General features: G+C 50.0%; 15 protein-coding genes. 12 read left to right on the top strand and 3 right to left on the bottom strand.

Annotated elements, in window-relative coordinates; all coding sequences use genetic code 11:
• The first annotated feature begins 37 nt into the window (after nt 1-37).
• From pgeF to HMPREF3022_RS01105, 5 genes are all read left to right on the top strand, one after another.
• The gene (gene pgeF / locus HMPREF3022_RS01125) at nt 38-808 is read left to right on the top strand and encodes a peptidoglycan editing factor PgeF (RefSeq protein WP_070765017.1); all 771 of its coding nucleotides are present in this window, start codon (nt 38-40) and stop codon (nt 806-808) included.
• 120 nt (nt 809-928) lie between these two features.
• Complete coding sequence (lptE, locus tag HMPREF3022_RS01120; RefSeq protein ID WP_070765016.1) at nt 929-1,408, top strand: LPS-assembly lipoprotein LptE; 480 nt, start codon at nt 929-931, stop codon at nt 1,406-1,408.
• The gene (gene holA / locus HMPREF3022_RS01115; protein WP_070765015.1) at nt 1,408-2,409 is read left to right on the top strand and encodes a DNA polymerase III subunit delta; all 1,002 of its coding nucleotides are present in this window, start codon (nt 1,408-1,410) and stop codon (nt 2,407-2,409) included. The genes lptE and holA overlap by 1 nt, the downstream gene beginning before the upstream one ends.
• A gap of 146 nt (nt 2,410-2,555) precedes the next feature.
• A complete protein-coding gene (locus HMPREF3022_RS01110; RefSeq protein WP_003746427.1) occupies nt 2,556-2,975 on the top strand; it encodes a hypothetical protein in 420 nt (139 codons plus the stop codon).
• 91 nt (nt 2,976-3,066) lie between these two features.
• Nucleotides 3,067-3,591, top strand: a complete 525-nt coding sequence (locus HMPREF3022_RS01105) for an RDD family protein (RefSeq protein ID WP_070765014.1) — start codon at nt 3,067-3,069, stop codon at nt 3,589-3,591.
• Between the two features lie 94 nt (nt 3,592-3,685).
• On the opposite strand, the gene HMPREF3022_RS01100 is transcribed toward HMPREF3022_RS01105, so the two are convergent.
• The 3 genes from HMPREF3022_RS01100 to HMPREF3022_RS01090 all read right to left on the bottom strand — a co-directional run bounded on the left by HMPREF3022_RS01100 (nt 3,686) and on the right by HMPREF3022_RS01090 (nt 6,197).
• Complete coding sequence (locus HMPREF3022_RS01100) at nt 3,686-4,921, bottom strand: beta-ketoacyl-ACP synthase (RefSeq protein ID WP_070765013.1); 1,236 nt, start codon at nt 4,919-4,921, stop codon at nt 3,686-3,688.
• On the bottom strand, nt 4,915-5,643 hold the full coding sequence (fabG, locus tag HMPREF3022_RS01095) for a 3-oxoacyl-ACP reductase FabG (protein ID WP_003680817.1): 729 nt from the start codon (nt 5,641-5,643) through the stop codon (nt 4,915-4,917). The genes HMPREF3022_RS01100 and fabG overlap by 7 nt, the downstream gene beginning before the upstream one ends.
• A gap of 65 nt (nt 5,644-5,708) precedes the next feature.
• Nucleotides 5,709-6,197, bottom strand: coding sequence for a hotdog family protein (locus HMPREF3022_RS01090; protein WP_141756470.1), 489 nt, complete (start codon nt 6,195-6,197; stop codon nt 5,709-5,711).
• 110 nt (nt 6,198-6,307) lie between these two features.
• Between HMPREF3022_RS01090 and HMPREF3022_RS01085 the strand changes: the two genes are divergently transcribed.
• The 7 genes from HMPREF3022_RS01085 (at nt 6,308) to HMPREF3022_RS01055 (ending at nt 11,900) form a co-directional block, all read left to right on the top strand.
• Nucleotides 6,308-7,069: a beta-ketoacyl synthase chain length factor gene (locus HMPREF3022_RS01085; protein WP_070765011.1), complete on the top strand. Its 762-nt coding sequence runs from the start codon at nt 6,308-6,310 to the stop codon at nt 7,067-7,069.
• Nucleotides 7,066-7,824, top strand: a complete 759-nt coding sequence (locus HMPREF3022_RS01080; protein ID WP_070765010.1) for a lysophospholipid acyltransferase family protein — start codon at nt 7,066-7,068, stop codon at nt 7,822-7,824. The genes HMPREF3022_RS01085 and HMPREF3022_RS01080 overlap by 4 nt, the downstream gene beginning before the upstream one ends.
• The gene (locus HMPREF3022_RS01075) at nt 7,821-8,081 is read left to right on the top strand and encodes a phosphopantetheine-binding protein (RefSeq protein WP_003680822.1); all 261 of its coding nucleotides are present in this window, start codon (nt 7,821-7,823) and stop codon (nt 8,079-8,081) included. The genes HMPREF3022_RS01080 and HMPREF3022_RS01075 overlap by 4 nt, the downstream gene beginning before the upstream one ends.
• A gap of 12 nt (nt 8,082-8,093) precedes the next feature.
• On the top strand, nt 8,094-8,342 hold the full coding sequence (locus HMPREF3022_RS01070) for an acyl carrier protein (protein WP_003680823.1): 249 nt from the start codon (nt 8,094-8,096) through the stop codon (nt 8,340-8,342).
• A 72-nt stretch (nt 8,343-8,414) separates the two neighbouring features.
• Nucleotides 8,415-8,954 (top strand): COG4648 family protein, encoded by a 540-nt coding sequence (locus HMPREF3022_RS01065; protein WP_070765009.1) that lies wholly within the window; start codon nt 8,415-8,417, stop codon nt 8,952-8,954.
• 59 nt (nt 8,955-9,013) lie between these two features.
• Entirely contained in the window at nt 9,014-10,162 is a 1,149-nt protein-coding gene (locus HMPREF3022_RS01060; protein WP_070765008.1) for a hypothetical protein, read from the top strand.
• Nucleotides 10,163-10,196: 34 nt separating this feature from the next.
• Nucleotides 10,197-11,900, top strand: coding sequence for an ApeI family dehydratase (locus HMPREF3022_RS01055; protein WP_070765007.1), 1,704 nt, complete (start codon nt 10,197-10,199; stop codon nt 11,898-11,900).

Genomic DNA, 11,900 nt, shown 5'->3' with positions numbered 1-11,900 from the left:
AATCAATCCGTTCCAATATTTCAGCGATTCAAAGATTATGAAAACCATCACAGAAACTCTAAACCTCTCCCCGCAAGGCAAGAACTTTTTGACTGCCGACTGGCCAGCCCCTGCCAATGTTAAAACGCTTATTACCACGCGCAACGGCGGTGTCAGCGAAGGCGTGTACCGCAGCCTGAATGTCGGCTCACACGTCAGCGACAATCTGGAAGCCGTGCTCCGCAACCGTGAAATTGTACAGGAACAAGTCGGCCTGCCCGTTGCCTACCTCAATCAAATCCACAGCACCATTGTTGTGAATGCCGCCGAAGCGTTAGGCAATACGCCCGACGCCGATGCCTCGGTGGATACGACGGGTACGGTCGCCTGCGCTTCGATGACTGCCGATTGCCTGCCTGTCTTGTTTTGCGACAAAGCAGGGACGGTGGTTGCGGCGGCTCATGCAGGCTGGCGCGGTTTGGCCGGCGGCATTTTGCAAAATACCATTGCAGCAATGAATGTCGAGCCGTTGGAAATCATGGCCTATCTCGCGCCTGCCATCGGCCCTGATGCGTTTGAGGTGGGACAGGATGTATTTGATGCGTTTTGCACACCTATGCCGGAAGCTGCCGATGCGTTTGAAGACATCGGCGGCGGCAAATACCTTGCCGACATTTACGCTTTGGCGCGCATGGTTCTGCACCGCGAAGGCGTGAACATGATTTATGGCGGCACCCATTGCACCGTCTTGGAACGCGATACTTTCTTCTCCTACCGCCGCGACGGACAAACCGGCCGCATGGTCAGCCTGATTTGGTTGGAAAAATAAGATTTGCACCATCAAAGACAAGGCCGTCTGAAATACTTTCCGTTTACGGTTTCAGACGGCCTAAACATTATTCGTTATAATCCGACGATACCGTAACCGGTTTCAACGAAGGAATATCCAATGAAAAAAATCCTATTGCCTGCACTCGCCCTATTGCTTGCCTCTTGCGGTTTCCACCTGAAAGGCACAGGCGTGACTTCTCAGCCACTGCCTTATCAAAACTGGCATGTAGAAGGCGGAGCCGTCATGCAAAAAGCGCTGGAAAATGCCTTACGCCGTGCCGACGGTCATCCAGTTAGCGAAGCCGAATCACAAATCACCCTGCGCGTTGTCGACTTTCAAAAACGCCGCGACATCTACACCATCACCCGCGCCGCCGCAATCAACGAATACCTGCTGGCCATGACCGTCAAAGTCCAAGCCTTCCGCAACGGCGAGCCGGTTGGCGAACCGATGGAAGTTAAAGTTCACCGCACCATGGACTACGCCGACAGCGAAGTTTTGGGCAAACAGGAAGAGGAAGAAACCATTTGGTCTGAAATGCGCATCGACGCCGCAGATCAAATCGTCCGCCGTCTGACTTTCCTGAAAGCGCAATAATGGCTGCCGCGCCCATTGAGAGCCTGCGCCCCGATACGCCGCTCCAACCGTTGTACATTATTCACGGCGAAGAGGATTTGTTGCGCATCGAGGCTTTGGATACGCTGCGCGCAGCCGCAAAAAAACAAGGTTATCTCAACCGCGAAGTCTATACTGCCGAAAACAATTTTGACTGGAACGAGCTGTTGCAAAGTGCCGGCAGCGCAGGTTTGTTTGCCGATTTGAAACTGTTGGAAATCCATATCCCCAACGGCAAACCCGGCAAAAACGGAGGCGATGCCCTGCAAACCTTCGCCGAACGCCTGCCCGAAGATACGGTTACGCTCATCCTCCTACCCAAGCTTGAAAAAGCGCAAATCCAGTCCAAATGGTTTTCCGCATTGGCAGGAAAAGGCATCGTCCTAGAAGCCAAAGCCGTTGCGCCACATGCTTTGCCGCAATGGATACAGGGCCGTCTGAAACAGCAGGGTTTGGATATCGAACCTGAAGCACTCGCCCTTTTTGCCGAGCGCGTCGAAGGCAATCTTTTGGCCGCCCGTCAGGAAATCGAAAAACTCGCCCTGCTCCATCCCCAAGGCCATTTGATCAATATTGCCGACGCAGAGGCCGCAGTTGCCACCGTCGCCCGCTTCGACGTATTCCAACTGGCAGGCGCATGGATGAAAGGCGATGCCCTGCGCGTTTCCCGTTTGCTGGACGGTTTGGAAGAAGAAGGCGAAGAGCCGGTTTTGCTGTTGTGGGCGGTTGCCGAAGACATCCGTACCCTAATCCGCCTCACTGCCGCACTCAAGCAAGGCCAAAACATCCAAAGCCTGCGCAACAGCCTGCGCTTATGGGGCGACAAGCAGACCCTTGCACCGATGGCGGCCAAACGCATTTCCATCAACCGCCTGCTCGACGCGCTCAAAACCTGCGCTAAAATCGACCGCATCATCAAAGGCGCGGAAGAAGGCGATGCATGGACCGAGTTCAAACAACTCGTTACTTCGCTGGCCGCTTGAAACCGTTGCCACGCGTCAAGAAACTTGCACGCAATACGCCCCAAAAACAGAAAATACTGTAAAATAGCGTAAACTCAAATTCAGGCCGTCTGAACCTCGCATTTCAGACGGCCTCTTCCAGCAAAAAACAAGGAAACACCAACCATATGGATAATAAAACCAAACTTCGCATCGGCGGTCTGGCCCTGCTGACCACTGCCGTATTAAGCCTCATCATCGTTCTGATCGTCGATTCATGGCCACTGGCCATCCTGTTGGCCGTCATCATCGTGGCCGCTGCCGCAGGCGGTTTCGTTTGGACTTCACGCCGTCAGCAACGCCAATTCCTCGAGCGCCTGAAAAAATTCGACATCGATCCGGAAAAAGGCCGTATCAACGAAGCCAACCTGCGCCGTATGTACCACAGCGGCGGCCAACATCAAAAAGACGCGATTACCTTGGTTTGCCTGTCGCAAAAATGTTCCGTTGACGAAGCGCACGCCATCTTCAAAAAACGTCCGACCCGTCAGGAAATGAACCAAATGGCTGCCCAACAGGCACGCGGTCAAAAACGTCCACATCGCTAATCCCGACAGTAACAGGCCGTCTGAACATCCTATCCCGTTTCAGACGGCCTGTTTTTATTTCCATCAAACCCATTTCCGTTTCCATCGCATTATGACCCGTCTTCCTACCGCCCCTCTCAAACGCCGCCTCGCCGCACTGGTTTACGAACTTCTGCTGACCGGCGCCGTGACCAGCATTGCTGCCCTTGCAGCCGGTATTGTCGCCATCTTTCTCAATCCCGTTTCCACGCGCCTGTCCATGCTGGCAACCTGTCTGATTTTGTTCTATGCATGGTGGCTCTACTTCCGCGCCAACTGGCACAAAAAAGGCCAAACCCTTGCCATGCAGACATGGAAAATCGGCTTAGCCGATAAAAACGATACCCAGCCGCCCCTGCCGCAGCTGCGCCTGCGCTTTATTTGGGCCAGCATTTTTATTGTTTTCATTCCCCTGTTTGCCTACGCCGGATTGCGCCATCTGCTCAATATCCCTCCTAAAGGCGCATTCGGCGCCGCGCTCATTTGGCTCATCCTGCCATGGGGCTTTGCCCTGTTCCATCCCGACCGCCAGTTCCTCTACGACTTCTTGGCCGGAACAAGGCTGGTGGATTTGAATCAGAAGAAAACAAACGAATAAAATCCAAAAGCGACTCAAGCTCTTAATAAAATAAAGGCCGTCTGAAACTCAAGATAAGTTTCAGACGGCCTTTAATCATGAAATCAAGTAATAATTATTCTTGCCAACGTTTGAACACCAGCGAAGTATTGACGCCGCCAAAAGCAAAGTTATTGCTGACCACATAATCAGTTTGAATCTCACGTCCGTCTGTTAGAATGTAATCTACCTTGCCGCAACGCGGATCGATGTTTTCCAAATTGACGGTCGGCGCAAACCAGCCATTGTTCATCATTTCGATGGTAAACCAGGCTTCCAATGCGCCGCATGCGCCGAGCGTATGGCCGAGATAGCTTTTTTGCGAACTCATCGGCACAAAACCAAACACCGCTTCAGTCGCCAATGTTTCGGCAATATCGCCTTTTTCAGTCGCCGTACCGTGGCCGCTGACATAGCCGACTTTGTCAGGCGTAATACTGGCGTCTTTCAGCGCAAGCTCCATACATTTTTGCATGGTCTCTTTTTGCGGTTGAGTAACGTGGCTGCCGTCACTATTGGCACCATAGCCGACAAGCTCGGCATAGATTTTCGCACCGCGCGCACGGGCGTGTTCCAATTCTTCCAATACAAAAATGCCTGCGCCTTCGCCGATGACCAATCCATCTCGAGCGTTGTCGTAAGGGCGCGGCGTCAGCTCAGGTTCACTGTTGCGGCGGCTGGCGGCATAAAGCGAATCGAAAACATAAACTTCGGACGGACAAAACTCTTCGCCGCCGCCAGCCAGCATCATATCAATCAGGCCGTATTTAATCGCTTCGTAGGCATAACCAATGCCTTGGCTGCCGGAAGAACACGCGCTCGAAGTTGGAATAATGCGGCCTTTCAAGCCGAAGAAAATGCCGATATTGGCGGCAGTCGTATGCGGCATCATACGCACATAAGTATTGGCGTTGAAATTGCGCGATGTGCCTGTTATCAAAAGTTCGCCCATATCGCCGATGTCTTTGGTGCTGCCGACAGACGAACCGCACGCCACGCCCATACGGCCGTCTGTAATGCTTTCATCACCCAGCAAACCCGCATCCGCCAAGGCTTGCTCCGCCGCATCGACACACAAATGCGATACGCGACCCATGCTTCTAAGCTGCTTGCGCGTCCAGTGTTCGGGAGGAGAATAGCCTTCAATCGGCGCACCCAGTTGCGCTTCCAATTCAGGAAAGCGTCCGCTCCAGTCCATGTATTTGACCGCGTTTTTTTCGGCTTTAAAGGCCGTCTGAATACTTTGCCAATCACGGCCGAAGGCGGTAATACCGCCGATACCTGTTACAACGACTCTTCTAGTATTCAACACAAACCTCCGTTCACAGCAATCACTTGGCGCGTAATGTACGCCGCTTTTTCATCCATCAAAAAGCGCACCGCATGCGCCACTTCCTCGGGCAATCCCATACGCGCGGCAGGGACGGCCTTTAAAATTTCTTCGACAGGTACGTTCTCATCGATAATATCGGTATCGATAAGGCCCGGTGCCACGCAGTTGACGGTAATTTTACGTTTTGCCAACTCAACCGCCAACGCTTTTGCCGCGCCGATTAAGCCCGCTTTGGACGCGCTGTAATTGACTTGACCGCGGTTGCCCGTCAAACCGGACACCGACGCCATGCACACAATCCGTCCTGCTTTACGGCGGCGGATCATCGGCATGGTCAAAGGGTGTAACACATTATAAAAACCGTCCAAATTGGTACGCAGCACCAAGTCCCAATCATCATCTGTAAATGCAGGAAACGCATTGTCTCGCGTCAGGCCGGCATTCAGCACCACGCCGTAATATGTGCCGTTTGCCTCAATGTCGGCAGTCAAAATTTCTCGGCAGGCTTCGCGGTCGGACACGTCAAACTGCAACACGCGCGCATTTCTACCCAATGTACGGATTTCTTCTGCAACGGCTTCCGCTTCATCGCGGCGGCTGCGGCAGTGGACGACAATATCAAAGCCGTCCTGCGCCAAACCAAGCGCGACGGCTTTGCCGATACCGCGATTAGACCCTGTAATTAAAATAGTTTCACTCATACGTTTTCTCACTATATCGACAGGCCGTCTGAATCTTTGTCTTTTCAGACGGCCTTGTAAACGGTTTAAATGACTTGACCGTCTTTCGGACTGTACACATTTAAAGAGGCTTTTGCCAGCAAACCGTCCGGCGGCAACAGATGCTTCACATCTTCCGGCGCATCCGTCCAGAGCAACTCGCAATCAAATACGCCCATGCCGCCCAAATCCTGAATGGACACATGCGCCCTAACTTCCAGCTCAGTACCGACAGGCACGGAATCGGCAAACAAATCCAGCTTGCGCGTTCCCAATAAAAAACCCAAGCGTACAGGCTCTCCGGCCTTTAAAGCCTCAATGCCTGCAAACGCGCCTATGCCCTGCGCCATCAATTCCATATAAGCCATAGACGGTAACACACCGTCCTGCAGCAAAATATGCTTGTCGCCAACCGGCGCACGGCAAACCGTATAGTCATCGCCAAATTCTTTCACACAATCGATTAGCACCATATGTCCGCTGTGCGGAAGCAGCGAAGCCACATCATAAATCGGGGCACTCGGTATTGAAGGCATAAAATGTCATCCGGGAATAAATTACGTTACAATATGCATTATAACAGAGCCTAGCTTTTACTAACCCATTTCATTACAATGTATGAAAATGTAAAACATTGAAAGACATCATGCCTCAAAACGTTTGCCGTTTCAGCTTCAATATCGCCGCATGGCAGGCCTCCTCCAGCAAAATCAGTACGCCGGAGCAATGGCAGGACTGGGCGCAGGGAAAACTCGATACCGCCTCCCTGCCAGAGTGCAAACCCGCGCTCTCCTTTTTGCCGCCTATGCAACGCCGCCGCTTGGGAAAAGCGGCGCGCTTGGTTTGTGATGCCGCATGGAATCTGGCCGACCAATATCCTGAAAGCGTACCGGTGTACGTTTCGCACGACGGCGAAAGCAACCGCAGCTTTGAATTGTGGCAAGAGCTTTTGAACACGCATACCGTCTCGCCGACCTCATTCGGCCTGTCCGTCCACAACGCGACGATTGGGCAATGGTCGATGTTGTGCAAAGACATGAGCGAGCATACCGCGTTGGCCGTTGCCGCCGACTCCTTTGAAACCGCGCTGACCGAGGCATTCGCGCTTTTACAAGACGGCGCGCCATCTGTTTTAGTGATTGTCGCCGATGATCCGTTGTCCGAAGACTATCCCGTCTTGGCTACACGTGCGCCGTTTGCCTATGCATTGGCACTGGTCATCACAAAAGGCGAAGACTATACCTTAAGCTTGGAAACCACAGCCGCAAGGCTGTCTGAAAACCCTAACGATACAACAGTCGAGCCCTATTGGAGCAGCTTGGAGTGGGTACGCTTCCTGCTTTCAGACGGCCGACAACATACGCAACACTATGCCGGTAGAAACTGGCACTGGCAGAAAAACGCATGAAGACTTTAGACTATTTCCGTCGCTTTTTTGCCACACTCTTCGGCTTCATCCTCTTCGGCGTTGCAGGCGTATTGTTCAAAATCGCACTTTTGCCCTATACACTCAAATCGACCAAAGGCGACATCAAACGCCAACTTGAAGCAAGACGCATGATAGGCAAAGTTTGGCGTTTCTTCGTCGGCTACCTGCAATGGTCAGGCGTATTGAGCGTCCGTTTCAACGGCTTGGAAAAACTCGGCAGACCCGGCCAGCTCATTCTTGCCAACCATCCCTCGCTTTTGGATGTCGTCTTGCTGATCAGCCACTATTCCGAGCCAAACGTACTGGTTAAAAGAGACCTGTTGCACAACCCCAGCATGAAAAGCCAGATTATCGCTTCCGGCTACATCCCCAACGATGAAAGCATGGAAATGCTGGAAGAAATCGATGCCGTGTTCAAAAGCGGACAAAGTTTGCTGATTTTCCCCGAGGGCACGCGCACAGGTTGGGACGGACAGGTTAAAATGCACCGCGGCGCCGTATCACTCGGTTTGCGCAGCGCATCAGTCATCACGCCCGTGTGCATCAAGATGACGCCGCCCAATTTTAAAAAGGGGCAGCCGTGGTACAAAATCCCGCCACAAAAAATTCATTATGAAATTACCGTCGGTGACGACATCCTGCCGGAAGAATGGCTGGCAGAAAAACCCCTGCCCATCGCCGCAAGGCGTTTAAACGAATACCTGCAAGACTATTTTACAAGGAAAACCACATGAGCAATTTAGAAAACCAAATCAAACAATTAATCATCGACAGCTTAGGTCTGGAAGACATTACCGTTGCCGACATCGGCAGCGAAGATCCGCTTTTCGGCGACGACGGCCTGGGTCTGGATTCGGTTGATGCATTGGAACTTGGTTTGGCCGTACAAAAAACCTTCGGCTTCCAGCTCGACGGTGAAAACGACAACCTGCGCGAAAACTTCGCCAACGTCAAAACTCTGGCTGAGTTCGTCAAGAGCCGCCAAGCATAAGGGAGAGACAAGATGACCGAACAAGAAGTACGCACCCTGCTGACTGATGCACTGGTTAACCTGTTTGAAATCGAACCGGAACGCATCAAACCCGAAACCAACCTCTACGAAGATTTGGAAATCGACAGTATCGACGCCATCGACCTTATCGACCACATCAAACGCGAAACCGGCCGCAAACTGCAAGCCGAAGACTTCCGCAATGTGCGTACCGTAGAAGACGTGGTTCAAGCGGTTTTGAAAGTACAACAAGATTCCTGATTCCGCTTCGAATCAGCATATTTTCAGACGGCCTTGTCAATCCGCAAGGCCGTCTGAAAATCAATCGCAACCATGAAAATACTAGGAAAACTCCTACTGACCCTTGCCAGCCTCGCCTATCCGCTCCTATGGTATTACGGCAGGGAAAACGGCGCATTTTTCTGGCTTGCCACGGCCATGTGTGTGTTATGGCTGATACGCGCCGCCATGCCGCAAACCACAGACCAACGCATTACGGCGATTATCCTTGCTGCTTTTTTTGCGGCGGTACTGGTTTTCAGACGGCCTGACTCGATGTATTGGTATCCCGTCGCCGTCAATGCGCTGATGCTTGCCGTTTTCGGTGGCAGCCTATTTGCCAAACAAACCGTCATCGAACGCCTCGCCCGACTGCAACACCCCGACCTGCCGCCTGAAGGCGTGCGCCACACTCGACGAGTTACGCAAATCTGGTGCGCCTTCTTTATCTTCAACGGCGCAACCGCAGCCATTCTGGCAGGCTTGCAATATTACGACTGGTGGGCGGCTTATACCGGCATTGTGTCGTATGTACTAATGGGAATCTTATTTGCCGGAGAGTGGATTTATCGGAAATGGGTTTTGAAGGTGTAGGTCGGCTGGAAAACATCATGTACATGTTTCTGCCTTACCTTCCATTACAAAGATGATGATTGCAATCCATACCAATAACTAATTATCTTGATTTTAAAAATTACAATATTCGTACCCCCATTATGGAAACTATAAAAAATTTACTATCAAATTTCTTAAAAGCGCAAGAGGAAAAAATAAAACTTCCTACATTTATTACATTTTTAATTGCTTTCTTGGTATTTAAGATATGGATTTATTGGAAACCAATCAGCATCTTTCTACTTTCCACAACAAAAATTGAAGATAGAATTAAAACAATAGATGAAGAAATTAATTTGATTGAAAAAAATTTTAGCACCCATCCCTTCTGGCTAGCTATTTTCTTTTCTATAATCATAGCTGGTATCTACACAATTATATTTCCTTATATACAGCTTCATGTTGATAAATTGCTTTCCAGTATAAAAAAAGAACATTTTGATATCTTTGCTGAATTAGAAACTGCAAAAAGAAAAAGGAATATCAAAATAGAAAAGGAAGAACAAGAATATAGAGATTTACAAAATAGAAATGCTAACGACAAAATCCTTGATGAAAAACTGCGTAAAAAGGATGAGCAAATACTTTCCAAAGATAATCAAATATTAGATTTACTAGATAAGATTAGTAAATCCCAAGAGGATTTTAATAATCAGATAAATGAACTTGATAGAATTCATAATAATGAGATAGAAAATATTCATCACAATTACAAAAAGAAAATTGAACAGTTAAATCAAGAAAAAGATTCCTTAAGTGAAGAGATTTCATATATCTACACTAAAGAACAGGACAATCATCACCGGATGGAACAGAGGTACGCAGAACAACTATTTGACAAAGAGGATCAAATAAATGATTTATCGAGAAAAATTGAAAGCCTATCAAATGATCATAATAATCTGATAGAACGTATTAACGAGATGCATAGTAATGAAATATTAAGTATTCATACTGACTATCAAAGAAAAATTGAGAATTTAAACGATGTGATAGCTGAATTAGAAGATAAAATTTCAGTTATACAAAACCAAGCACAAATTGATTATAACGAGATGATGCACAAACACGATGAACAGCTTTACCTCATCCAACAAGATGCAAACTCTGAAAATGATAGACTGTTTAATGAAAATGAAAAATTACGCTCCGAACTAAAGCAACTTAAATCTAAAAACTCTTCGTAATTTAATCATTAATACATTTTTCGATTACCAAACCATGCACCTAACCCAAATCCTATCTCCCAACCTACCCCAACACGACCTTATCGCCACCCATCCGAATTGGACGCGTGCTGATTTCAACCGTGCGGTTTTCCATCTGTCAGGCCGTCTGAAGCAGGCAGGCGTGCAAACAGCCGCGTTGTGGTTTGACGATGCCGCGCTGTTTGCCTGTGCCGTGTTGGCAGTGTGGCATTCTGGCGGAAAGGTTCTATTGTTGCCCAATTTGGCGCAAGACAATTTGGAGTGGGGCAAAACGGCAGAAGCGTTTTTAACAGATTCAACAGATAAAAAGCTATTTTCAGACGGCCTGAACATCTGGCGCTTGCCTGATATATTAGCTAAAACAGAATCGGAAGGGCTGCACACCTATCCTGAAAACCATCTGATTCCCGACCATGCCGAAGCATGGCTGAAAACGTCGGGCTCCAGCGGCGAAGCGCAGATTATTGTGAAAACCGCCGCGCAAATGCAGGCAGAAGCCCTGACTTTGGCAAATACGCTGCCATTTGGACAATACGGTGAAACCGTGATCGGCAGCGTGATTCCGCAACACCTTTACGGCTTTACGTTCCGCTTCGCACTCGCGCTGACAATGGGTTGGACTATGGAACGACAGCAGGCGGTTTATCCGGAAAACCTGCTTTCTAGCACAGCCGCACATGATAAAGTGGTTTGGATTGCCAGTCCGGCCGTACTCAACCGCATGGGTGAAAACCGCAACTGGCAAAGTATCGGCCATAAAATTGCAGGCATTGTCTCGGCCGGCGGCGCATTGCCCGCAGCCACGGCGGATTTGCTGCAACAGGCTGCCGTCCGCCCGTTTGAAGTTTATGGTAGTACCGAAACCGGCGTGATTGCCTCACGTTGCGAACGCCAAGAATGGCAGCCTTTCAAAGGCGTGGAAATCGGGCAAAACGAAGAAGGCGCACTTTGGGCTTCTTCACCTTGGTCTCCCGAACGCCGTCAAACAGCCGATTTGATCGAACCTCAAGATGACGGTTTTCTGTTACTCGGTCGCCAAGACCGCATTATTAAATTTGAGGACAAACGCGTGTCGCTGACCCAAATCGAACACGAACTTTTACAACACCCTTGGATTGCCGACGCCCACTGCGGCCGCCATCCGCAACACCAACGCATTGCCATATGGGCAGCATTGAACGCAGACGGTATCGCCGCCTTGCGCGAGAAAGGCCGCGCTGCGGTTGCCGATACGCTCAAACGCCATCTGGCTGCCACGCAGGACACCATCGCCCTGCCGCGTTACTGGCGTTTTACTGACAGCCTGCCACGCAATGCCCAAGCCAAAATCGCCGCGGCGGATTTTCAGACGGCCTTTACCGTCGCCCAGACATCGCCCGTTTGGTCAAAAACATCATCTGACGATGAAACCAATATCGAAACTTTTATCGGGCGCGTGCCTTTGGATTTGGTTTATTTCGGCGGCCATTTTGCCACCTTCCCGCTTGTTCCCGGCGTGGTCGAGCTGCAATGGGTGCGCAATCTGATCGCGCCCAAGCCATGGAGTAAACAGCGTATCATCCGCATCGAAAATCTAAAATATCAGCAGTTTATCCGTCCTCACGATGAAGTGTCGGTGGAGCTGAAATACGATGAAGGTAAAAATAAACTGAGCTTTAAAATCAACAACGGAGAGCATCCGTGTGCATCAGGACGGATTGTGTTTGAGGCCGTCTGA

This window comes from Neisseria sp. HMSC065C04, assembly GCF_001815375.1.
Taxonomy (GTDB): domain Bacteria; phylum Pseudomonadota; class Gammaproteobacteria; order Burkholderiales; family Neisseriaceae; genus Neisseria; species Neisseria flavescens_D.
The sequence above is the reverse complement of the archived record's forward strand: the minus strand, read 5'-3'. Positions and strand labels throughout refer to the sequence as shown.